The organism is Bacillus sp. AR13-1, from assembly GCF_008042285.1.
Taxonomy (GTDB): domain Bacteria; phylum Bacillota; class Bacilli; order Bacillales; family Bacillaceae_G; genus Bacillus_A; species Bacillus_A mycoides.
This window is the reverse complement of the sequence record NZ_QNUA01000040.1, coordinates 1-23,084: the sequence shown is the minus strand read 5'-3', so window position 1 is coordinate 23,084 and position 23,084 is coordinate 1. Positions and strand designations below refer to the sequence as shown.

Annotated in this window: 29 protein-coding genes and 1 pseudogene; 23 read left to right on the top strand and 7 right to left on the bottom strand. The window is 34.2% G+C overall.

Features of this window, described 5'->3' with window-relative positions; all coding sequences use genetic code 11:
* The first annotated feature begins 777 nt into the window (after positions 1 to 777).
* The 10 genes from DN408_RS24940 to DN408_RS24895 all read left to right on the top strand — a co-directional run bounded on the left by DN408_RS24940 (position 778) and on the right by DN408_RS24895 (position 10,296).
* Positions 778 to 2,088, top strand: a complete 1,311-nt coding sequence (locus DN408_RS24940) for an aspartate aminotransferase family protein (protein ID WP_002185938.1) — start codon at positions 778 to 780, stop codon at positions 2,086 to 2,088.
* Positions 2,085 to 2,783 carry an acetate CoA-transferase subunit alpha gene (atoD, locus tag DN408_RS24935; RefSeq protein ID WP_002085805.1) on the top strand — a complete coding sequence of 233 codons (699 nt, stop codon included), beginning with the start codon at positions 2,085 to 2,087 and terminating at the stop codon, positions 2,781 to 2,783. Before DN408_RS24940 ends, atoD begins: the two co-directional genes overlap by 4 nt.
* Positions 2,768 to 3,430, top strand: coding sequence for a CoA transferase subunit B (locus DN408_RS24930; protein ID WP_002127246.1), 663 nt, complete (start codon positions 2,768 to 2,770; stop codon positions 3,428 to 3,430). The genes atoD and DN408_RS24930 overlap by 16 nt, the downstream gene beginning before the upstream one ends.
* Positions 3,431 to 3,445: 15 nt before the next feature.
* Positions 3,446 to 4,714, top strand: coding sequence for a peptidase (locus DN408_RS24925; protein WP_002127247.1), 1,269 nt, complete (start codon positions 3,446 to 3,448; stop codon positions 4,712 to 4,714).
* Complete coding sequence (ablB, locus tag DN408_RS24920) at positions 4,711 to 5,610, top strand: putative beta-lysine N-acetyltransferase (RefSeq protein WP_002127248.1); 900 nt, start codon at positions 4,711 to 4,713, stop codon at positions 5,608 to 5,610. The genes DN408_RS24925 and ablB overlap by 4 nt, the downstream gene beginning before the upstream one ends.
* A 178-nt stretch (positions 5,611 to 5,788) precedes the next feature.
* A complete protein-coding gene (rocR, locus tag DN408_RS24915) occupies positions 5,789 to 7,174 on the top strand; it encodes an arginine utilization transcriptional regulator RocR (protein ID WP_003189045.1) in 1,386 nt (461 codons plus the stop codon).
* 210 nt (positions 7,175 to 7,384) lie between these two features.
* Positions 7,385 to 8,803, top strand: a complete 1,419-nt coding sequence (gene kamA, locus DN408_RS24910) for a lysine 2,3-aminomutase (protein ID WP_002012651.1) — start codon at positions 7,385 to 7,387, stop codon at positions 8,801 to 8,803.
* Complete coding sequence (locus DN408_RS24905; RefSeq protein WP_002085797.1) at positions 8,800 to 9,072, top strand: YokU family protein; 273 nt, start codon at positions 8,800 to 8,802, stop codon at positions 9,070 to 9,072. The genes kamA and DN408_RS24905 overlap by 4 nt, the downstream gene beginning before the upstream one ends.
* Before the next feature lie 72 nt (positions 9,073 to 9,144).
* The gene (locus DN408_RS24900; RefSeq protein ID WP_002085796.1) at positions 9,145 to 9,360 is read left to right on the top strand and encodes a YozE family protein; all 216 of its coding nucleotides are present in this window, start codon (positions 9,145 to 9,147) and stop codon (positions 9,358 to 9,360) included.
* A 273-nt stretch (positions 9,361 to 9,633) separates the two neighbouring features.
* Positions 9,634 to 10,296 (top strand): hypothetical protein, encoded by a 663-nt coding sequence (locus DN408_RS24895; RefSeq protein WP_002012647.1) that lies wholly within the window; start codon positions 9,634 to 9,636, stop codon positions 10,294 to 10,296.
* A 4-nt stretch (positions 10,297 to 10,300) separates the two neighbouring features.
* On the opposite strand, the gene DN408_RS24890 is transcribed toward DN408_RS24895, so the two are convergent.
* A complete protein-coding gene (locus DN408_RS24890; RefSeq protein ID WP_002018281.1) occupies positions 10,301 to 10,456 on the bottom strand; it encodes a DUF3930 family protein in 156 nt (51 codons plus the stop codon).
* A 149-nt stretch (positions 10,457 to 10,605) separates the two neighbouring features.
* Between DN408_RS24890 and DN408_RS24885 the strand changes: the two genes are divergently transcribed.
* The 5 genes from DN408_RS24885 to DN408_RS24865 all read left to right on the top strand — a co-directional run bounded on the left by DN408_RS24885 (position 10,606) and on the right by DN408_RS24865 (position 13,349).
* A complete protein-coding gene (locus DN408_RS24885) occupies positions 10,606 to 10,785 on the top strand; it encodes a YozD family protein (RefSeq protein ID WP_002012644.1) in 180 nt (59 codons plus the stop codon).
* Between the two features lie 110 nt (positions 10,786 to 10,895).
* Entirely contained in the window at positions 10,896 to 11,078 is a 183-nt protein-coding gene (locus DN408_RS24880) for a hypothetical protein (protein ID WP_000473368.1), read from the top strand.
* Entirely contained in the window at positions 11,078 to 11,899 is an 822-nt protein-coding gene (locus DN408_RS24875; protein WP_002127253.1) for a serine/threonine protein kinase, read from the top strand. Before DN408_RS24880 ends, DN408_RS24875 begins: the two co-directional genes overlap by 1 nt.
* On the top strand, positions 11,881 to 12,636 hold the full coding sequence (locus DN408_RS24870) for a sporulation protein (RefSeq protein WP_002127254.1): 756 nt from the start codon (positions 11,881 to 11,883) through the stop codon (positions 12,634 to 12,636). Before DN408_RS24875 ends, DN408_RS24870 begins: the two co-directional genes overlap by 19 nt.
* 77 nt (positions 12,637 to 12,713) lie before the next feature.
* Positions 12,714 to 13,349, top strand: a complete 636-nt coding sequence (locus tag DN408_RS24865; protein WP_002127255.1) for a phosphatase PAP2 family protein — start codon at positions 12,714 to 12,716, stop codon at positions 13,347 to 13,349.
* Here the strand turns inward: DN408_RS24865 and DN408_RS24860 are convergent.
* The 3 genes from DN408_RS24860 to DN408_RS24850 all read right to left on the bottom strand — a co-directional run bounded on the left by DN408_RS24860 (position 13,339) and on the right by DN408_RS24850 (position 15,373).
* Positions 13,339 to 14,220 carry a cation diffusion facilitator family transporter gene (locus DN408_RS24860; RefSeq protein WP_002085782.1) on the bottom strand — a complete coding sequence of 294 codons (882 nt, stop codon included), beginning with the start codon at positions 14,218 to 14,220 and terminating at the stop codon, positions 13,339 to 13,341. The genes DN408_RS24865 and DN408_RS24860 overlap by 11 nt on opposite strands.
* Before the next feature lie 422 nt (positions 14,221 to 14,642).
* Entirely contained in the window at positions 14,643 to 14,957 is a 315-nt protein-coding gene (locus DN408_RS24855) for a thioredoxin family protein (RefSeq protein ID WP_002012639.1), read from the bottom strand.
* A 68-nt stretch (positions 14,958 to 15,025) separates the two neighbouring features.
* Positions 15,026 to 15,373, bottom strand: coding sequence for a site-specific integrase (locus tag DN408_RS24850; protein ID WP_002127257.1), 348 nt, complete (start codon positions 15,371 to 15,373; stop codon positions 15,026 to 15,028).
* 199 nt (positions 15,374 to 15,572) lie between these two features.
* Here DN408_RS24850 and DN408_RS31640 point away from each other — a divergent pair, with 199 nt between their 5' ends.
* The gene (locus DN408_RS31640; RefSeq protein WP_002127258.1) at positions 15,573 to 15,728 is read left to right on the top strand and encodes a hypothetical protein; all 156 of its coding nucleotides are present in this window, start codon (positions 15,573 to 15,575) and stop codon (positions 15,726 to 15,728) included.
* A gap of 6 nt (positions 15,729 to 15,734) precedes the next feature.
* Here DN408_RS31640 and DN408_RS24840 read toward each other — a convergent pair whose 3' ends face one another.
* Positions 15,735 to 16,343, bottom strand: coding sequence for a hypothetical protein (locus DN408_RS24840; RefSeq protein WP_002012636.1), 609 nt, complete (start codon positions 16,341 to 16,343; stop codon positions 15,735 to 15,737).
* Positions 16,344 to 16,419: 76 nt separating this feature from the next.
* On the opposite strand from DN408_RS24840, the gene DN408_RS31635 reads away from it, so the two are divergent.
* The 4 genes and pseudogenes from DN408_RS31635 (at position 16,420) to DN408_RS24825 (ending at position 18,468) form a co-directional block, all read left to right on the top strand.
* Entirely contained in the window at positions 16,420 to 16,557 is a 138-nt protein-coding gene (locus DN408_RS31635; RefSeq protein ID WP_002127259.1) for a hypothetical protein, read from the top strand.
* Positions 16,554 to 16,688 (top strand): annotated as a pseudogene (locus tag DN408_RS32560) (YqaJ viral recombinase family protein); the annotation flags it as partial. The gene DN408_RS31635 and the pseudogene DN408_RS32560, both read left to right, overlap by 4 nt.
* A 133-nt stretch (positions 16,689 to 16,821) precedes the next feature.
* Positions 16,822 to 17,073, top strand: a complete 252-nt coding sequence (locus DN408_RS24830) for a DUF3947 family protein (protein WP_002127261.1) — start codon at positions 16,822 to 16,824, stop codon at positions 17,071 to 17,073.
* A gap of 819 nt (positions 17,074 to 17,892) precedes the next feature.
* Positions 17,893 to 18,468, top strand: a complete 576-nt coding sequence (locus DN408_RS24825) for a C1q-like domain-containing protein (protein WP_002127263.1) — start codon at positions 17,893 to 17,895, stop codon at positions 18,466 to 18,468.
* A 92-nt stretch (positions 18,469 to 18,560) separates the two neighbouring features.
* On the opposite strand, the gene DN408_RS24820 is transcribed toward DN408_RS24825, so the two are convergent.
* The gene (locus DN408_RS24820) at positions 18,561 to 18,773 is read right to left on the bottom strand and encodes a hypothetical protein (protein WP_002012629.1); all 213 of its coding nucleotides are present in this window, start codon (positions 18,771 to 18,773) and stop codon (positions 18,561 to 18,563) included.
* A gap of 220 nt (positions 18,774 to 18,993) precedes the next feature.
* Between DN408_RS24820 and DN408_RS24815 the strand changes: the two genes are divergently transcribed.
* Positions 18,994 to 19,497: a MepB family protein gene (locus tag DN408_RS24815; protein ID WP_002127264.1), complete on the top strand. Its 504-nt coding sequence runs from the start codon at positions 18,994 to 18,996 to the stop codon at positions 19,495 to 19,497.
* A gap of 385 nt (positions 19,498 to 19,882) precedes the next feature.
* Here DN408_RS24815 and DN408_RS24810 read toward each other — a convergent pair whose 3' ends face one another.
* A complete protein-coding gene (locus DN408_RS24810) occupies positions 19,883 to 20,077 on the bottom strand; it encodes a hypothetical protein (RefSeq protein WP_002085768.1) in 195 nt (64 codons plus the stop codon).
* A 566-nt stretch (positions 20,078 to 20,643) separates the two neighbouring features.
* Here DN408_RS24810 and DN408_RS24805 point away from each other — a divergent pair.
* Positions 20,644 to 21,639, top strand: a complete 996-nt coding sequence (locus DN408_RS24805; RefSeq protein WP_078179239.1) for a glycoside hydrolase family 25 protein — start codon at positions 20,644 to 20,646, stop codon at positions 21,637 to 21,639.
* Between the two features lie 139 nt (positions 21,640 to 21,778).
* The gene (locus tag DN408_RS24800; protein WP_002031835.1) at positions 21,779 to 22,630 is read left to right on the top strand and encodes a peptidylprolyl isomerase PrsA; all 852 of its coding nucleotides are present in this window, start codon (positions 21,779 to 21,781) and stop codon (positions 22,628 to 22,630) included.
* Positions 22,631 to 23,084 lie beyond the last annotated feature (454 nt).

The window sequence follows — 23,084 nt, the reverse complement described above, 5'->3', positions numbered from 1 at the left end:
ACAAATATATGCGAAGCTAGAAAGAGGTTATGCAAAAAACTTGCCTTTCTAGAAGGAAAAGTTAAAATGGGGATTTTTTTATTTATAGGCAAACACACATACAAATCGATAATTGTCCTACATAAATTATAAAGGAAAGGTAGTTTGACTTTGATGGAAGGAGTGGAACCATTGGGATGGGGATATCCCCATAGTTATTGGGAATGAAGTTATGGAGGATTTGGTGCTATAGGCTGTGGGACGAATTATGGATTTGTATTATGAGTATTTCTATTAATTTTAGTGATGCGTTGGATAAGGTAATACCGATAAAAGAGCGTCGTGCCGAACTGATTAATGTGGTTAATCGGTTCTTTTTTTATTGTTCTAAACAGGTGGTACTATTTGTTAAGAAATAGTTATGATAAATGAGGCGAAGTAAAATGTCGAATTTTGTTTGAAAATATGCAATATAAAGTAGGATAATAGGAAGGAGAATAACGGGAGTTCCGTCGAAGTTTACACAATGTCAGCAATTGAGGAAAGTTGATATTATATTAAAAAAATATTCAATTTGCTGTTATCTTAAATCAGGAAGGGGTATTTAAGCGTATAGGTAAGATTGGTCTTCATTTTAAGTTCTGAATTTTCTGTTTTTAAAATAATATTTAGCAGTCATTTGTATATTTTATAATAGTTTTTTGATAAATTCACTGCTTTTGCAGAGGATTCTTTTTTATGAAAGAAACGTCAATTTTCTTCATATACATATACAAATTGGAGAAATGGGGGAGCGCTATGCGCGATTACTTAATTAAACCACTTGTTGGTCAGCCGTATCCGATGATTTCACATGGAAAAGGTGTGTATTTGTATGATCAAAACGGAAATAAATATTTTGATGGTTCGTCTGGAGCGATTACGGCAGGTATTGGACATGGCGTAGCAGAGATAGCAGAAGTTATTAAAAAACAGGCAGAGGAGATCGCTTTCGTTTATAGATCACAGTTTACGAGTGAACCAGCTGAAAAATTAGCGAAGAAGTTAAGTGATTTATCTGTAGGAGATTTGAACTGGAGCTTTTTTGTGAATAGTGGTACGGAAGCAAATGAAACAGCTATGAAAATCGCAATTCAGCATTTTCAGGAGCGTGGCATTCAAGGGAAACATAAAATTTTGTCACGGTGGATGAGCTATCACGGGATTACAATGGGAGCTTTATCTATGTCTGGGCATCCACTGCGCAGACAACGTTTCGTTTCTATTTTGGAAGATTATCCGACTATTCCAGCTCCATACTGTTTTAGATGTCCTGTACAAAAGGTATATCCAACATGTCAACTTTCTTGTGCGACTGAACTAGAAAGAGCGATTGATCGAATTGGTGCAGAACATATTGCAGCTTTTATTGCTGAACCGATTATCGGAGCTGCTGGAGGCGCGGTTGTCCCGCCGAAAGAATACTATAAAGTAATTAAAGATATTTGTAGTCATTACGATATATTATTTATTGCGGATGAAGTAATGACTGGACTTGGTCGTACTGGTGCATGGTTTGCTATGGAGCACTGGGGTGTAGAACCGGATATTATGACCCTTGGTAAGGGGCTAGGAGCGGGTTATACACCAATGGCAGCGACAATAGTAAGTGACCGTGTTATGGAGCCGATTTTACGTGGATCACGTTCTGTAATGAGCGGGCATACGCTTAGTGCAAATCCATTGTCTGCAGCAACGGCTTTAGCAGTTATTGAATATATGGAGAAACATAATTTACCTGAAAAAACAGCAGAAAAGGGAGAGTATTTATTAAAAGGTTTGCAGAAAGTTCAGCAACAATCGACAATCATTGCCGATGTGCGTGGAAAAGGATTGCTAATTGGAATAGAATTGCAACCGTTTACAAAAGCGTCGGAGCTTATTTCAGTTGCTGCTAAAAATGGACTGCTCTTATACCAAGCTGTTTCAGGGCAAGCAGGAAAAGAGGATAGTGCACTGCTTGTTGCACCACCAATGACAACTACATATTCCGAGTTAGATGAATTACTTTCAATTTTTGTAAAGAGCGTGGAAGAGATGATGCAAAAAGGAGGGCATAGTATCGCATGACAACTATTACAAATACATTCGGTAAATTAAAAGAAATAGAGGAAGTAATTTCTTTGTTCCATGATGATATGACATTAATGTTTGGGGGATTTGGAGGAATCGGATCACCTCCATCTTTAATTCAAGCTGTTTTAGATAAAGGCATTACAAATTTAAATTTAATAGGAAATGATACTGGATTTCCTGATGTAGGAATCGGTCGTCTTGTTACGAATGAAAGGGTTAAATCTTTAGTTACTTCTCATATTGGGTCAAATCCAAATGCGGGAAGACAATTAAATGAAGGAAGATTGCAAATTGAATTCTCTCCGCAAGGAACACTCGCAGAGCGTATTCGCGCTGGTGGTGTAGGGCTTGGTGGTATTTTAGTTGATGTTGGTGTTGATACGATTGTAGAAGAAGGAAAGCGTACAGTTGAAATGAATGGAAAGACATATTTAGTTGAAACAGCTTTAACGGCTGAAGTCGCAATTGTATATGCGAAAAAAGCGGATCCGTTTGGCAATCTTGTATTTGATAAAAGCGCTCGTAATATGAATCCACACGTAGCTATGGCTGGTGACATAACGATTGTAGAAGCAGAAGAAATTGTTCCACTTGGAAGTTTAGATCCAGAAGAAATCGTCGTCCCAGGTGTATTTGTAAATTATATCGTGCCATCGGAAGGAGTGAATTGGAAATGGGTATGGGCGTAGAAGTAAGAGATAAGATTGCAAGACGTGCAGCGAAAGAAATTCAGAATGGTATGCTTGTAAATTTAGGTATTGGAATTCCATCGCTTGTACCGAATCATTTGCCAGAAGATATGAATGTTATGTTTCATGCGGAAAACGGTATTGTTGGTATGGGACCAACGCCAAGTAAAGGGAATGAAGATGAGAATTTATGTAACGCAGCTGGTTTACCAACATCTCTTATTACAGGAGCAAGTTATTTTGATAGCTGCATGGCGTTTGGCATGATTCGAAAAGGATTACTTGATGTTACGATACTTGGTTCGTTACAAGTAAGTGAAAATGGTGATTTAGCGAACTGGATTGTACCAGGAAAACGCGTTCCAGGTATTGGAGGAGCGATGGATTTAGCGCAAAAAGCGAAGCGGGTCGTTGTTGTGATGAATCATGTTGATAAATACGGAAATGCAAAGATTGTTTCGGAATGTACATTGCCATTAACTTCGAAAAAATGTGTAGATTTAATTATTACAGACATGGCTGTCATGGAAGTAACCCAAAGAGGACTTGTCTTACAAGAATTAATGAGTCCATATACTGTAGAAGATGTAAAACGACATACGACAGCTGATTTTCATATAAGCTCAAATTTACTAGTAATTGAATGAGGGGAGTTGTAATATATGGAGCAATTAAAAAAACAAGTTTGTGATTATATTGAGGGTCATGAAGAAGAGAGTGTAAAATTTTTAACACGATTAATTCAAGAAAAGAGCGTATCTGGTGATGAAAGTGGTGCACAGGCAATTGTTATTGAAAAGTTGCGTGAGTTAGGTCTAGATCTTGATATTTGGGAGCCTGCTTTTAAGGAAATGAAAGATCACCCTTATTTCGTATCACCTCGTATAAGTTTTACAGATAGCCCGAACATTGTAGCGACTTTAAAAGGAAGTGGCGAAGGGAAATCTATGATTTTAAACGGGCATATTGATGTCGTGCCAGAAGGGGATGTAAATCAGTGGGACCATCATCCATATAGTGGAGAGAAAATAGGAAACCGCATATATGGACGTGGAACAACAGATATGAAAGGCGGCAATGTCTCACTTATGCTTGCGATGGAAGCGATTATTGAATCTGGTATTGAACTAAAAGGTGATATACATTTTCAAAGTGTAATAGAAGAAGAGAGCGGTGGGGCAGGAACATTAGCCGCTATTTTACGAGGATATAAGGCAGATGGCGTTATTATTCCTGAGCCGACGAATATGAAGTTTTTTCCGAAACAACAAGGATCAATGTGGTTTCGTCTACATATAAAAGGAAAAGCAGCACACGGTGGTACACGTTATGAAGGAGTAAGTGCAATTGAAAAAAGTATGTTTGTTGTAGAGCATTTGAGAAAATTAGAAGAGAAGAGAAATGGTAGAATTACAGATCCGTTATTTAAGGGGATTCCGATTCCAATTCCAATTAACGTTGGGAAAATTGAAGGGGGAAGCTGGCCAAGTTCTGTTCCCGATTCATTAATTTTAGAAGGAAGATGTGGTATTGCGCCGAATGAGACTATAGAGGCAGCAAAAGAAGAGTTTGAGGGCTGGATTGGTGAATTAAAAGATGTGGATAGTTGGTTTGTAAAAAATCCTGTAGAAGTAGAATGGTTTGGGGCTAGATGGGTTCCTGGTGAACTAGAAGAAAATCATCCACTTATTACAACGCTTCAACATAACTTTGTTGAAATCGAAGGGAACGAGCCGATTATAGAAGCTTCGCCATGGGGAACAGATGGAGGTTTGTTCACACAAATAGCTAACGTACCCACGATAGTATTTGGTCCAGGAGAGACGAAAGTAGCACACTATCCAAACGAATATATAGAAGTTGATAAAATGATTGCTGCCGCAAAAATAATTGCATGTACATTACTAGATTGGTGTGAGGTGAAAAAATGAAATACTATGAATCTTTTAGTGAACAGACAAAGCATTATACAGTAGAAGGGGTTTTAGATTATTTTAATAAACGTATTAGAATTGATCACTATACAGGAAATGTTGAAAGCATCATACAAACAATCGATGAATTAGCAAAGAAACATTCTTTCACTAAATGTATTATTAAAGGAAAGGGAGAGCATGTTTCAACATGGCTCTCTTTCGGTTTCTTACTGGAAGCAACAATACCTCATTATTTTCAAGGGCACGATGCGCACTTCTTCGTGAAATATCATAATGATGAAAGACGAAATAGTATTCATTGGACTGAGGAAGATACTATTTTAAGTGGTGTAAAAGAAAAAGAAGTGAAAGAAAAAATAGTCCCAGAGGAATTTGTGTTAAGAAAAGCGACAGAAGAGGATGCGGAAGAATTAGCAATTGTCTTTGGAAAAGTATTTGAAGTTTATCCGACACCTTTAAATGATGGGAATTATGTAAAGCAGACGATGAAGGAAGACGATACAATTTACTATGTTTATGAATTCGAGGGGAAAATTATTAGTACAGCATCTGCTGAAATGAACGTGAAAGAAGGTAATGCAGAATTAACGAATTGTGCTACATTACCTGAATATCGAAAACATGGTTTCATGAAAAGTCTGTTAATTAAATTGGAGGAAGAGCTCCAAGAAAAATCTATTTTTTGTTCTTATACAATTGCTCGCTCGCTATCTTTCGGTATGAATGCAGCCTTTCATCAATTAGGCTATACATATACGGGAAGGCTTGCGAATAATTGCTACATTTTTGATAAGTTGGAAGATATGAATATATGGGTGAAAGATTTATCCAGCTATTCGAAAGCAGTAAGACTCCCGCCTCAAAATTCGGCTGTAAAGCAAAGAAGTTAGGTGGGAGTCGGGTTAATAATAAAGCCCCACTGATTAAAGTTTCACTTAACCATAAATAAGCAATAAAAATATATACACATTTCATCAAAATAATAGAACGGAATCGTCATGCTTATAATCGCACAGAGGGTGCCGAAAATTCGGCGTTGAATTTGCTGGATTTTCGGCAAAAGGGGGGATGACATTGCTAGCAGTTTCGACACAGGAAGTCATTGAAGCGATTTTGGGCAGTATAGATGAGGCCATACATGCAGTAGATGAAAATGGGATTACAATATTTTATAATACAGTTGCTGCAAAACATGATGGATCTAAAATTGAAAATGTGCTAGGAAAGCATTTATTAGAAGCATTCCCGTCATTATCCAGAGAAACAAGTACATTGATGAAAGTATTAGATACAAAAAAACCAATCGTACACCAAGTTCAACATTACCAAAATTTAAATGGGGAAGACGTTTGTACGGTCAATACAACGTTACCTATTTTAATAGATGGAAATATTGCTGGTGCTGTAGAAATTGCGAAAGATTATTCTACTATTCAAAAGCTTACTGATACGATTGTAGATCTACAATCGAAAATAAAACGATCGACTAGCAAAAAAACGGTGAAAAAGCATGTTGCATTCGAGACAATTGTAACTGATGATTCCCGCTTTAAACAGACGAAAGAGTTAGCACAAAAAGTAGCGCCAACCGATGCGAATGTTTTAATATATGGTGAAACTGGAACGGGGAAAGAGCTATTTGTGCAAGCGATTCATGAAGCTTCTAAACGAAAAAATAAGCCGTTTATTGCACAAAACTGTGCAGCTTTGCCAGAGTCGCTATTAGAAAGTTTGCTGTTTGGCACGACAAAAGGTAGTTATACAGGGGCAATCGAACGAGCAGGATTATTTGAACTTGTAGATGGAGGGACATTATTTTTAGATGAACTGAATTCAATGCCGCTTGATTTACAAGCAAAAATGCTACGTGTATTAGAAGATGGAGTTATTCGTCGCATTGGTGATAATAAGACGAGAAAAGTAGATGTTCGCGTTATTACTGCAATGAATCAGCCTCCAGAAGTATGTTTAAGAGAAAATAAAATTCGCACTGATTTATACTATCGATTAAATGTATTTTCATTATATATCCCGCCGCTTCGCGAAAGAACTGAGGATGTACTGTTATTAGCGTCTTACTTTTTGAAAGAATATAATAAAAGTTATAAAAAAGGTGTACTTCAAATTGATAAGGAAGCGAAAGAAAGATTACAAGCTTATCAATGGCCTGGAAATGTTCGTGAGTTAAAGCATACGATTGAACATGCTGTCATTATTACAGAAGGGAATTCGTTAACAGCAAATTGCTTGCCACGAACATTTCGGAAAGAGAAACTTCCGAAGAAGAAAAGTATATTACCGCTTAGGGAAGCTCTTCATCAAACGGAAAAGGAATTAATAGATCAAGCGTTAATTGAAACGGAAGGGAATATTTTGCAAGCAGCAAAAATGTTAGGTATTCCTCGTCAAACGCTTCAATATAAACTGAGCAAGTACGACAAAACCGCCGAATAATCGGCGGTTTTTGTGTGTTTGCACCAATAAAAGAGCGTTTACATATATAACAAGTAATGAATATGATAGTAAATATCGTTTTAGTACAGCACTTAAAAATATTTATTCTCTTATATAATAGGGTATTTCTCGCATTTACTTATCAAGAATATGAAGTTGGCATAATTATTGCTTATATAAAGGATGAGCGTATAAAAAGGGGGAATAGCAATGTTACATGATGTATACAAACCAAATCGTCACTGGAAGGATATTGAATTATGGAAAGATGTTACAGAAGAACAATGGAATGATTGGGTTTGGCAATTAACGAATACGATCAAAACTTTAGATGATTTAAAGAAAGTAATTAACTTAACACCTGACGAAGAAGAAGGCGTTAAAATTTCAACGAAAACGATCCCGTTAAACATTACACCGTACTATGCTTGGCTAATGAATCCTGATGACCCACGCTGTCCGATTCGGATGCAATCAGTACCGATTTCGGAAGAGTTATATAAAACAAAATATGATTTAGAAGATCCTCTTCATGAAGATGAAGATTCACCAGTTCCAGGATTAACTCATCGTTATCCAGACCGTGTACTATTTTTAGTAACGAATCAATGTTCTATGTATTGTCGTTACTGTACACGTCGTCGTTTTAGTGGACAAATTGGAATGGGCGTACCGAAAAAGCAATTAGATGATGCGATTGCTTATATTAGTGAAACACCACAAGTACGTGACGTTTTAATTTCTGGCGGTGATGGACTTCTAATTAATGATAAAATTTTAGAATATGTATTAAAGAATTTACGAGCAATCCCGCATGTTGAGATTATTCGTATCGGAACGAGAGCACCAGTTGTATTCCCACAGCGTATTACAGAAAACCTGTGTAACATAATTAAAAAATACCATCCAGTATGGTTAAATACTCATTTTAACACTTCTATTGAGATTACAGAAGAATCGAAACTAGCATGTGAAATGCTTGCAAATGCAGGTGTTCCAATTGGAAACCAAGCTGTAATTTTAGCTGGAATTAATGACAGCGTTCCAATTATGAAAAAACTTATGCATGATTTAGTGAAAATTCGTGTTCGTCCATATTACATTTATCAATGTGATTTATCAGAAGGTATCGGTCATTTCCGTGCACCAGTTTCGAAAGGTCTTGAAATTATTGAAGGCTTACGTGGACATACGTCTGGTTATGCAGTACCAACTTTCGTTGTCGATGCACCGGGTGGAGGCGGAAAAATTGCGCTTCAGCCAAACTATTTAATTTCACAAAGTGCGGATAAAGTTGTTCTTCGTAACTTTGAAGGGGTTATTACAACGTATCCAGAACCAGAAAACTATATCCCAGGAAGAGCAGAAGGCTACTTTAAAGAAATTTATCCGACTTATGAAGAGAAACGTTCTGATATCGGCGTTGCAGGATTGATGAGTGATAAGAAATTTAATCTTGTTCCAGATGATTTACAACGTATGAATCGCCGCAAAGATTATGAAGTCAATGAAACGCATGCTTCTTTAAAAGATAAACGTGATAAGCGTGATCAATTAAAAGATAAAAAATATCAAGCACAAATAGCAAAGTTAGATGATGACAAAAAAAATGAGGGTGACGTAGTATGAATTGTATGTGGTGTGACAGTACAGAAGCGAAAGAAAGCTTGAATACTGTATATTGGGAATTACCAGATGGTACGAAAGCCATTGAAATCCAAGAGACACCATGTATTACTTGTTCCTCATGTGGAATGGACTATCAAGCAGACCATACTGTAAAAGAAATTGAAGATCAGTTGTTTTTAATTTATACGAAAGATTTGCCAAAACAACTAACATACGAAGAGTTGATGGGAAGACCACGTTTATTAAAAAGGAATTATTTCGACTTTTAACCAGCTTTTATGCTGGTTTTTTTCTTTTTTGCCTTGTATAATGTACCCAAGTTAGAAAGGTAGGGAATATTTTTGAAAAAGACATTTTACCATTATATGATGAAGCACCGTGCAGCTTTATTTAAAAATGAAATATCAGATTTAGCAGAGGCGATGTATGATGATTTAAGTTTTCCGAAGCAATCTGAAGACTATGATGTAATTAGTTCATACTTAGAGTTAAGTGGAATGCTAGAAAGTATGTCTATATTTGATGATGCATGGGATTTATATATACAAGAGAGATAACGATATGAAGTTTTAGGAAAATGAAAGCATAATGAATACATTACTTTGAAAGAAGTGAAGTATTCATTATGCTTTTTTATTTACAATACGTCTTGCTGTTAGAACATAAATAAAAAGTGAAAGCTAGTTTAAATACTAGCTTTTTTAAGTTATATACAAATTCTACTTTTTTATTGAAAAAATTTATGAATATAAGCTTCTGTGATAAGCGTTTTTATGTAGGTTGCATATACTGTTATCAAAATCACGACGTTTAAAAAAGGAGAGATATTGATGGCAAGGAAAAAACAACCTAAATATAACGTAGGGGACATAGTCGTGATTACGCTATATGGAACCGTTGGGAAAGTTACAAATATGAAAGTTTTAGATGGAGTTTACGTATACGAAGTAAATAATCACGATGGATTTTATGTAGAACAAACTTTGCAGCATGTTACAGAGCAAGAAATGAAAAAGGGCGACACAGAGTGGATTGAATTAAATTATAACTTTACGTTTGGTGATCTCGTGCAAGTAACTGGATATGATAAAGATGTTTTTCGTATTGTTGGTTTTCGTACAGAAGTATGGAGATATAAAAATGATGCATGGGAAGATACTATATATGAATTGTCACGAATTACTGATGGTGAATGGTTAGAAGCTGATGAATCAGATTTAACATTACTTGCCAATGCACAAACGGCAAATGCAATTTTGAAGAAAATGAAACAAGATAAAGCTGGTATGAATAAATTAGATTTAGGAAAATTGAAGTCAATTAACAATTCGAAAAAAGTAAGTGTAAAGACGAATCGCCAAGAAATTATTGATGGGTTATTAGATATTTATAATGATTATCATTTATTGTTCGATACATTTAAAGATGAAGAATATAAAATTGTTATGGATGTTGTTCAAAATTATTTAGTTAAATTGACAGAGAAAAAATAGTTAACTAGAAAGAGAGAATAAATTGAACAACAACATATGCAGTATAAGGTATGCCTACAATTATTAAAAAAATAAAAAGCCATTTAATAAGAGAGTCTGCCCATTGATCTTCATGCATGAACTCTTCTTTTGTTTGCTCTACTTCGTATTGGTATTCCATTATTATTTCCCCCTTTGGATAGCTTGTACTAACATCGTATGCCCTTTACCTACATGATATGACTTATAAAAAAAGAAAAACTATTTTTCTAATCTCATATACATAATTTTGAGATTTTTTCATAAAACAGAAATAAAGGAGTGATGCTCATGAAGGAAATTGAAGTCGTAATTGACACGGAAGAGATTGCGGAGTTTTTTTATGAGCGACTAATTGAAAGAGGGTACGTTCCAAAAAGAGAAGAAATTGAGGACCTGGCAGATATTACATTTGAGTATTTATTAGAGAAATGCATGATTGATGAAGTTTTTGATGAAGAGGAAGATTGAAAGTAACGGCGGGCTTAACTCGTCGTTTTTTACTCTTTACAAACTTGTCACAAATATAGACAAGAATTGTTGGTATAATTAAAAGAAAATTTTATACAAGAGGTGAAGGAATGTTCAAAAAAATTATTGATTCTTTATTAGGAAAGAAAAAACATCGTTCGTATTCAAGTAGTGATTATCGTCATAGAGGGCGCTCGTATTCAAGTAGCGACTATAAACGACGTTCATCTGGTTATGGGCATCAGCATTATAAAAGAAAACGTAAAAGCCGTAGCTTCTTTTCAAGTAGCTGATGAAATGGCGTCGTATACTAGCTTTATTTGATAGACCACTGCGAAAAAATACAATCGTTGCAGAGCGTTATAAGATTGAATCAGTAATTGGAATGGGCAGTTATGGGGTTACATATGTCGTTAATGATTTACAAATAAATAAATATAAAGTCTTAAAACAATTAAGGAAAAGTAAACAAAGATATGAGTCTGGTAGAAAATCATTTGAGCAAGAGAAAGTGATTTTACAAACATTAAATCATGCGTCAATTCCTAATCTACATGATCATTTCATATGGGAGAAAAAGAACTTTTTTGTGATGGAGTATATGCCGGGGGAAAATTTCGAAGATCATATTTTCTTAGATGGGCAAGTATATGATGAACGTGAAGTTTTTGAAATTTTATATGAAGTACTAGGAATTGTTTCGTATTTTCATAGTAAAGGTATCATTCACCGAGATTTACGTATTCCAAACATATTAATGAAAGAAAATCAGATTAGTATTATTGATTTTGGATTGGCTAAATTGAAAGGTGAGGGTGATGAGCGTGCTATAACTTATGAAGGTGAACAAGCTTTGATGCGAGAAGTTCACTTTCGTAGCGACTTTTATGCGCTCGGTCATTTCGTATTATTTTTATTGTATGCTAGTTATCAATCGACTGAAAAAAAGGAAAAACCTTGGTATGAAGAGTTAGTGCTGGAAGAATATAATCGCGACATGCTGATGCGAATGTTACAAATGAAAGCGCCATACTATGAAAATGTACAAGATTTGAAAAAAGATGTAGCTTACGCTTTAGAAAGGATGGAGACCCCATGTTTCAAAAGTTTTTAGCAAGTGTTGGTATTGGTAGTGCAAAAGTAGATACCGTTCTTGAAAGAGATGAGTATACAGTTGGAGAAGAGATAGTAGGGAAGGTTCATATAACTGGAGGTTCAGTTAGCCAAGAAATTGAAAGCATTTACTTAACGTTGTCGACGTCATATGTAAGAGAAGTGGATGATAAAAAAGTAACTGCATCGTATGATTTAGAGCGAGTTCGTTTAACAGATCCATTTTCTGTAGAGCCAAATGAAAAAGTGGAAATTCCATTTTCGTTTTTAATGCCAATTGAAGCACCACTAACACTTGGAATGAAAACGGTTTGGGTTCATACAGGTCTTGATATTAAACGTAGTATTGATCCAAGTGACCGTGATTATATTCAAGTATTGCCGAATGCGCTATTGAACAGTGTATTAAATAGTGTAAATCAATTAGGTTTTAAAGCGCGTCATATAGAATGCGAAGAATTACCGTATCGATTACGTAAGCAAGTTCCATTCGCGCAAGAATTTGAGTTTATTCCAGTTTCCGGAGAGTATTATGGGAAATTAGATGAATTAGAATTATTAATTTTGCCAAGTGCCCACGATCGATTAGAAATTATTATGGAAGTAGATAGAAAATCACGTGGATTGGCTGGTTTATTCGCAGAAGCGCTTGATCTTGATGAGAAGGTTATTCGCTTTACAGTAACAAGCGAAGATATTCCAACGATGCAGCAAAAAATTAATAATAATATTTTTTAATAAACTATGCATAAAAAAGAAATGGAGAGGAAAACTAAAACAACCGCTCCATTTTTTTGCATAGTGAGGTTATGTATGTGAAACGATACCGACATTTATACTTGTTAAGTTGTACACTACTCATTTGTTTTGTCGCACTATCACTTTCGTATCATACCGCTTGTATTGAAAAATTTGATAATGTAGTCGCACACTTTATTCAAAGTTTCCGAAACGAGTATTTGACAACCTATTTTACTTGGGTGTCCTTTATCGGTTCAAAAAGAATATATTTCCCGTTACTCATTATACTTGTAATGTATTTTCTTCTTAGAAAAAAAATATTAAGTGCATTACTTCTAACAATTAATTATTACGGATCACGTTATTTGAACAGTATGCTCAAACTATGGTATGAACGAGCACGACCTGATGTGACGCAGCTTGTTACAGCAACTGGATATAGCTTTCCGAGCGGTCATACGATGAATGCTACTGCTTTTTTAGGATTTATTGCATACGTCACAATTACAGAAGATCGTATTTCATTGCATAAAAAGTTGCTGATTATTTTTATAGCAAGCTTCGTTGTATTATCTATTTCAGTTAGCCGAATTTATCTTGGCGTACACTATCCATCTGACATATTAGCCGGATGGGCAGCGGGCGGTAGCTGGCTCGTTTTATGTATTATATTTCATAAGGCGTTCATTAAAAAAGAACCTATGTCATAATAGGTTCTTTTTGCATGGGCTCCACATGAATATGAGCATGGTAAATTCCGAATTTTTTTCGAAGCATATCTTCAATATTGTCAGTAATACAATGGCTTTCGCTAACATCCATTCGAGCATCTACTTCAATTGTAATATCCACATACGTTTGGTTCCCATACATACGAGCACGAATATCTACAATATGTTCTACACCTGAAATATGCCCTATAGCATCAGCGTATTCATCCATTTTTTCAGGATCAATTCCATCCGTTAGCATATGAGAAGCTTCTACGAAAATTTCCCACGCGGTCTTACAAATAATAAGACCGACAAGTAAAGCAGCAATAGGGTCCAAAATAGGCATTTGGAACTGTGCTCCGACTATACCTACTACTGTACCAATACTTACAAGAGCATCTGATAAATTATCTTTTGCAGCAGCCTCTAATGATTTACTTTTTGTTCGCATTGCAATCTTTTTCGTATACTTGTATACACCGTACATAACGACAGCAGAAAATAAAGCCACCCATGCAGCAAGTACATTAGGTGCTGCTTGTTTCGGATTGAAAAACGATTGAATTGCACTAATAACAACTTCTAATCCGACCGTTGCCATAATAAAGGAAGCAACAAGTGATGCGATTTGTTCTGCACGCGAATGCCCATATGGATGATCTGGGTCACGAGGCTTACGAGAAATTTTCAGGCCAATTAATATTGCTAAAGAAGCACCAATATCCGTTAAGTTATTCAAACCGTCAGCACGTAATGCGCTAGAGAGGGTAATATAACTGATGATGATTTTCATAGAGGATAAAAATATGTAGGCTATAATGCTGACAATAGCACCTTTATCAGCTTCTTTATGAGAAAGAGAATCCATTTTAATCACTCGCCTTTCTACAAGGAATTTCTTTCTATACATAGAGTATCAAACGAAACTCGTGTGGGTCTATACAAACATTGTTGACGTTTTATAGCTTTTTAAGAAGGGGATAACAAAGTTTCGTTAAGGAAAAATATGTTGAAAAGTACAAAGTGGAAATTTATTAAACAATTAATGATGATTATGGCAAATGGAAAGAGGGCGAGAATAATGATTCTCAAAATTTTTTTCATATATATTTTTCGCAAAATGACTCTTTGTAATTCCTCATGTGAGTAATATATAAGAAATGATAACAAAATTCTTCAATAAGAAGAGGAGAAAGCATTATAATATTCACTTTCCAGAAAGAGACAAAGGCAAAGAACAATTTGAAAACGAAAAAAACCTCTGATGATTTTTCAGAGGTTTTTCGTTTCTTAGTATGCTTCTAAAAACTCAGTAACTTGCTCTTCCGTTTTTGCATTTGCACTATGTAAGTGACCTAACTTTTCGCCATTTTGATATACAAGTAGGCTTGGAATACCCATTACTTGATACTCTTCAGCAATACTTGGGAACTCATCTTTATTAATAGAATACCATTCAAATTTATTGAACTCTTCCATTACATCTCCGATAAAGTTGTCCATACGCACGCAATCTGGGCACCATGTAGTAAAGAACTTAACAACTACTGGCTCCTCGCTTGCGATGATGTCTTTGAATTCTTGTTCAGCTTTGATTTCTTTCATGTTTTTGACTCCTCTCAATGTCACACGGATAAGCTAGTATTTTTATGCAAAATCCGTGTTTGCAAACATTAGTGTTTTTGAAATAGGTTGTTTGCAAAATCCTCGACTGCTTTTTCTTGTAGGCCTGGTACAACATGTGAGTAGGTGTCCAAGGTGATACCTACTTTTTTATACCCCAATCGTTCACTCACAATCTTCGGATGTATACCTTGCTTTAACATAATCCTCAGAACATGGAACCGAATATCAGGAACCTCACTTTTCTTTATAAGCTTTTTCCAGAGCTGTGTCAAACTTCTGAAACGGCAGACCAAATCGTAGTCATTATAGCTTTCATCATATCGCTCTTTTTCCTCAGAGATTTTTTGCAGATGGTCATTTAGTGCCATTAAAGTAATGTCAGGTAAAATCAGCAATCTTTTTCCATTGTAGACCTAAGATTTCACCTTTACGCATTCCACATGTAATAGCAAGAAGATAAGCGATATAATAACGGTTTTCTTTTGCATGTTCTAAAAAACGAAGATCTTCTTCATCGGTTAAAAAACCAGGGGGTTAACGCTGATTTAGTGGAGAGAGCTCATTATATCACTCTTTCGGAGGAGGTGAGTTAGGATGCGGAAATGGTTAAAGAAACTATTTTCGAAAAAACGCCCACCCTGCATTGTTTGTGAGGAACAAGAAGGTGAGCTTCAATTAAACGAAACTGATAGGATCTGTGAAAATTGTGCCCAAATTATGCATGGAAAAGGTATTGAAAGAGATGAATAGTACTCTTTACATCTTATTCCATATATAACAAAGCTGGTTAGCTTCTGATTCAAGCGCTATTAAATGATCATTATTAATAGAGTTATTCGTATACATTCTGTTCTTTTGGATGTTAAGAACCGTATAATTCACATCGTTATGTTCATTTGAAAATGTCGATTCGTTTAATAATGTCAGCGTTGAGTTGATGTTGTATTTATCAATTCGCTCTTTTTTTCCTTTGAAAAACAGTTTGATAAGATGCGGCTCATCATTAATGAGCAAACCGAGTTCAGGTGATGAGCGGACGATTAAATCATCTGATATCCAATGTGATTTACCTGGATCGAACCAAGAGACGTCTTTGTTTTTAATAAATTTTTTGTACTGTTTTATGACATCAATATAGTTTTGCTTTTTCTTCTGATCAACCGTTTGCACTAATGTTTCGAAACATTCAAAAGGTAGTTCGTTTTGATGAAATTTAATAACAGTATCTCGTAATTGTTTCCAGTAATCAAAAGCTGGTTGGTATTCCGGTTGAGATTTTAGATTTTTTACAAAGTTTGTTTTAGCTGCACTACTTTTCAGTGTGAAGTCTAAAAATTGTGTAAGTCCTACTTTAATTTCTGCCATATTACACCCCCTTTTCAAACATTACTAATTCGATAATGGAAAGGAAAATCCTGCATTTTTTAAGGAGGTGAGCTAGATGCTAGAAAACCCGATGTCCATGCACAATGGCTATGGTAAAGCTGATCCACAGGAGCAAGAAGGTATCATGACAACGTCTATCGATGCCGAAAAGTTACAAGATGCCATAAGTCGATTCCAAGCGTACGGGATTTAAAGGTACAACGCAGAAATGCAATCCTGCAGCATCCTGAATACCCGTGGATGCTTGCAAATGTAGACCGATTGATTGTCGGTGAAAAGATTAGCCTTGAATGCGAAAAATCGCCGGAATATTTCGGGAAAGAGTGAGGGTCAAAAGAAGGAAGGTGAACAAAAACGCTATTTGAATAAAAGCTAGTGGACTAGTTTTTAACACTCACTGAAATTAAGAATCATAACATACTTTGTAATAACTTATATGGAAGTGAGTTGAATAATAATGTTTTATTCATATTTTGATACCCGAGATAGAATGCGTCCGTATGGTACGGCGGGTATTACGTATAGCGGAGCACAAACTACAATTCAAGCTGTTCAACAAGCGTTACAAGCACAGCAGCAAATGCAACAAATACAGCAAGGCATACAACCGTACTATCCATCTATGGAGTATTATTACCCAATGCATCATATTACACCATACGGAATTTCTGTTTCAACAATTCCATATGGAACTGTATACAATTTATAAAAATATGCGGGGGAATAAATTTAAGTATTTATATAAGAGCGCAAGTACAGAGCGCCCTTATAAGAAATGATTCGTATCTAGGGAACAATTATAAAATTTTAGATATTGGAATGAGAATGTTACAACCTCATGAGTTATATACAACGCAAGGATTCTTAAGTGGGGGATATTATTTTTCCAAAATGAAAGGTGACGATAAGAATGATGAGAGAGGAATTTGGCAAAAATTATTGCCAACCGTCTATAAATTTTGGGTGTTTTACTATAAAAAAATATGAAAAAAGGCCCTGTTGTCTCCAACAGGGCCTTTCCTAAAATGGCAAAGAGTAACTCTTACCTTACTCCTTGTCCATAGAATACACAAAAATTATACGTTTGTACAGGTCAATAATTTACAATAATAATATTTGAATATAATGCTTACAGGTAATTCTGAAGGGTGAAAAAGTATTTGCTATAGAGTAAGTGTTGATTTTAAAGTGTTTTTAAGAGAATGTTTACAACTCAACGATAATAAAGGAATATTGAAATAATAAAATATGAAATATTGCATATCTCACTTAACAATATAATCTATTCAATAATAATAAAATCGTACAGAGGAGTTTTTTCTGAAAATCCGAGTTGATGAAACTAGATAATTTGTATTACTGATTTAACCAGAATATTACATGAGTGCTTTGTTTTTAAAAGTTATACTTTCTCTTCGCTCTGCCTTATGGTGGAGCATTTTTATTTTTGTAATCGCAATAACCTGTCCAAACTTTCCAAGTCTAGCATACATATTATGCAGTAGTAGATTAGAAAGGAGCACTATATATGTCTTGTTATTACTACTGTAAGAATTGTGAGAGTTACCAAAAGAAAAATCATGATTGCTGTAAAAAAAGAAGTGATTATTATAATAAGTGCGGTAAAAGATGTGATGACTGTTCTTGCGATCATAAGGAGAATAACCTTGTAAGAGCATCTGCTTTTAGAGCTGTAAATACAGTTAATCAAAACCTTCCAGCTAATACTTTTGTTAAAGTATTATTTCAAAATGAACAATTTGATTTAGCGAACGAATATAACCCAGCAACATCAGATTTTACTCCGAAGACTAGAGGAGTTTATTCCGTAATTGGGACGATTGGTTTCTTTCCGAACGATACAAATTTAAATTATAGAGCGCGTGTAGAAGTTCGAGTGAATGGAAATGCGGCAATTGCTATAGATAACGACTTTTTTGGTCCAATAAATTTCGGTAATGTCGTAAGTGTTTCAACAATACTTCAATTACATGCAGGTGATATTGTCGAGATTTTTGCACAAAGTAGTATAGATGGGGTTATTAGTAGTACAGAAGACGGTTCTCATTTTGAGGCTGCAAGATTCCCATCTCCAATAAAATAAAAGACATGTTTGTGATTTATGGACTATTTTTTTGAAAAAGGCTCTACCTTATGGTAGGGCCTTTTAGTTAAAGGTGTTAAATTGGTAATATATTAAAATAAGTTCATAAACACTTGATAAGCAACACCTAGAGTTAATACGATAGCTAACAGTTTTGCTACCCATCTCGGTGCATTTAAATTTAGTAAAAGGGAATGACATATACTAAATGTAATGCCGAGTGTTAAAAGAATTGCGATAAGATATAAAATTAATAGGAATAAAGGTTGCTCTATGGAGCCGAAGTCAATTTTGGATGGATTCATGTAATATGTACCTCGTTTTTTATTAATATATTAATGAAATAATGAAGAATACAAGGAATTGGAAGAGTAATGTAATAAATACTATAAAAGTAAATTTGAAGTTATGGATGGAGTAGATAAAATAATCTTTGAACGACTATTCAAAGCCAACATTTGTTTAAGTTTAATATACAAGAACGAATGTTCTTGGTATACTGGAAAATAAAAAAGGTGCGTTTACATGACGAATTTTGGTAATATAATTGAAAAACTAGATGAAATGATTTACAAACCTAATAATCTATTAATTACTAAACGAAAAGAAGAAAAGCAAAATTCAGAATATGCAGGAGGGGTATTCCAGCTAAATAATAGAAGCATCCGATTTAGGGTATCAAAAATTACGCCTAATAAGATTGGACAATTTGTTTCTTTTTGGGAGAAGAATGCCTCTATGAGCAATCAGGCATTTTCTTATGATTCAGCTCCTAACCTTTTAGTTATCACTTGTATAGCGGATAATAAACTAGGACAATTTATTTTTCCAAAAGAGATTCTTCTAAAAGAAAAAATATTAAAAACTCAAAATCAAAAAGGGAAAATGGCTATGAGGGTTTACCCTATTTGGGATAAACCTATTAGTAATCAAGCTAAGAAGAGTCAATTGTGGCAACTTCATTATTTTGTCGATTTAAGTGATACTGAAAATGTAGCTACAGATAAATTATTAAACTTATATTCATAGCACATAATAAGAAAGAATTGAAATATTCAATGTTCGTTCAGATGATATTTGGAAATATTAACAGGGTAAGCCGTTAAGTAAAGAATAAAAAAGGAGCATACAAATAAAGTATGCTCAAAAAAAGATAGGTTTTATGAGTGGAGAATCTCCATACGATAATATATGCGCATTTCATTAATATGTGTAAAATATCAATAAAATATCAATAAAATATCAATAAAATATCAATAAAATATCAATAAAATATCAATTAATGAGTTATTTTAGTTTTTTAATGAAGTCATGTTTTGTGAAATGAAAAAGAGCCGTTTCTTTTGAAAGATGCGGCTCTTTTTATTATTTTGTTATCGTACTGTTCGAAATGATAAATCATAAAATTATACGATTAACAATTTGATAATGATCGGACTTCAGTTATATATTTCTTGAAGTCTGGATATTGAGATACAGTTTGGCAGGTAGGGGTGAGTAGTTGATTAATTAAAGATACATTTGTAATTACTTCGTTACAAGGACCATAGAATGTAACTTTTAGCTTTGAATTCGGGGGAACTTTGAATACGATAGGGATTTTTTTCATTAAATAAACTCCTTACATAACAGAGGTTATATGTTTATTTCCTTTTAATTAGGAAGACATATTAATATAATATGTAATTTTTATTGTAGTTGATTATTACATATACTGTATGAGTTGATGTAATTTCTATTACGTATCAAAATAGTGTTGTGAAAAAATATATATCATGTTTATAAAAAGCTTAAAAACAGACTAATATGAGGGAATAAGCGTTAATTAACTTGTCTCTATATAATAAATTGTAAAAAGGCAGCTTTTTTTAGCTGCCTTTTTACAGGGAGATTGAAAAATCTTGGAGGTCATTCATGAGTATAAGCAAAAATTGCTTATATGTAGTATGTACATTATTTATAGTTTTATCTCAATATTTAGTATGAAATAAACGCAAGTTTATCGTTTACAAATGAAAAAAAGAAGGACTTATTTATTATGGATAAAAAGAAATTATTTAGTTTTAAAAAATGATGAAAATATATTTATTTGTCTTATAGAAGCTTGCTATTAGGCGTATGGGTCTAGCAATAAAACAAGCTTTGAATAAGATAATAAAAAGGAGTTGATTAGTAATGGGTTATATTGTAGATATTTCGAAATGGAATGGAAATATTAATTGGGATATTGCAGCGTCTCAGCTAGATTTAGTTATTGCTAGAGTTCAAGATGGTTCGAATACGGTCGATTTTATGTATCAAGGTTATGTGAAAGAAATGAAGAAACGTAGTATCCCATTTGGGAATTATGCATTTTGCCGTTTTATATCTATTTCAGATGCAAAAAAAGAAGCGCAAAATTTTTGGAATCGTGGCGATAAAAACGCTAAATTTTGGGTGGCAGATGTAGAAGTTCAAACAATGGTAGATATGCAAGGCGGGACTCAAGCATTTATTGATGAATTACGCCGATTAGGTGCAAAAAAAATTGGTTTATATGTAGGACATCACACGTATGTATCATTTGGATCTCGCAATATTGATGCTGATTTTATTTGGATTCCTCGTTATGGAGGGAATAAACCAGCATATCCTTGTGATATTTGGCAATATACTGATTCAGGAAATGTTCCTGGTATTGGAAAATGTGATTTGAATCAATTAATTGGGAATAAAAATCTTTCTTGGTTTATAGGTTCAAATCAAACAAATCAATCTAGTATTGGAGACAGTAAGCAACCAAATGGAATTGGTATTGCAGTTTCAAAATATGATGATGGATACGGAATTAATTTATATGAAAATCCTGCGAATCCGCAATTTATAGGAAGACTTACGAAAAAAATCCCATATTTAATCTATAAAGGTTATTGGGGAGGTGGCGAAAAAGATATGATTTGTTTAGGTGGTGAACAACAGTGGGCTAAGTTAGAACATTTTAATGTACAATGGTTTTATGCATATTCAAAGTACACACCTGGATATGAAATTAGAACGTACGATGGGCCAAACGGGAATGATACAGGTGCGGTCGATGGGAAGGTCCCTTATCGTATTTGGAATCGTCAAGATGGATATATAGATATAGGTGGGAACAAATGGATCAAAGAAGAACATGTGCAGATTAAATAAAAAAGTTGGCTTTATGCCGGCTTTTTTATTTAATAAAGCTTGTCTCTGGCATGAAGAGAAATACTTGCAGAAAACACATTGATTTCACAATAGCGCTGTATAGTTCCTAATATACATTTATCAAAGTGAGGTATTTGAATTGAAAAAGAAAAAGCTATTTATGGGAACTATTATTGCATGTGTGGCGCTAACATTGTCTGCGTGTGGTTCCTCAGAAAATGTTGCAACATCAAAAGTAGGAAACGTGACAGAGAAAGAGTTAAGTAAAGAATTAAGGCAAACATATGGAAAAAGTACTTTATCTCAAATGATGTTAAATAAGGCATTGCTAGATAAATATAAAGTTTCAGATGAAGAAGCTAAAAAACAAGTAGAAGCAGCGAAGGAACAAATGGGTGACAAGTTTAAAGTTGCTTTAGAGCAAGTAGGATTAAAGAATGAAGATGAATTAAAAGAGAGAATGAAGCCAGAAATTGCACTTGAGAAAGCGATTAGAGCGACTGTCACAGATAAAGATGTGAAAGATAACCATAAACCTGAAATGAAGGTAAGTCACATTTTAGTGAAAGATGAAAAAACTGCGAAAGAAGTAAAAGAGAAAATAAATAATGGTGAAGATTTTACTGCTTTAGCGAAACAGTATTCGGAAGATACTGGTTCAAAGGAACAGGGCGGAGAAATAGCTGGTTTTGCTCCTGGTCAAACTGTGAAAGAGTTTGAGGAAGCTGCGTATAAATTAGATGCAGGACAAGTAAGTGAGCCAATAAAAACATCTTATGGTTATCATATAATAAAAGTGACGGATAAAAAAGAATTGAAACCATTTGATGAAGTAAAAGATACGATTCGAAAAGATTTAGAACAACAAAGACTGCAAGATGCGACAGGTAAATGGAAACAACAAGTAATCAATGATCTATTGAAAGAAGCAGATATTAAAGTAACAGATAAAGAATTTAAAGATACATTTAAATTCTTAGATGAGAAATAAGGTTTAGAAGAAAAACAGAGATTTAGCATAATGCTATATTTCTGTTTTTTTGTTTTCAATAGAAAAGGGAACTCATATAGAGTTCCCTTTTCGCGTTAGTGTGTGAGTTATAAATAGATAGTAAGACAATACAATATTACATTTAAATATTAAGAATTACAATAGGAAAATTTGGATGTAGATAAAAGGAATAAGCAATTAAATTCGTAAAATATTGAAATGATAATGTTTTAGTTAATTAATTTTGTTAAATATAAACTAAATATATTTTCGTGGAGAGTGAATTGAGGACATAATTTAAAGAATGGTACATATCATATTTATTGGAGTATAAATTAACTTTATAGGAAGTGACATGTTGAACATTTAGTACAAAAGGATGTTCTTAATGATGATAAGAATTATTTATCCCGCTATTTGTGGGAGTCTTACTGCTCGTAAAAGCCCGATTGGT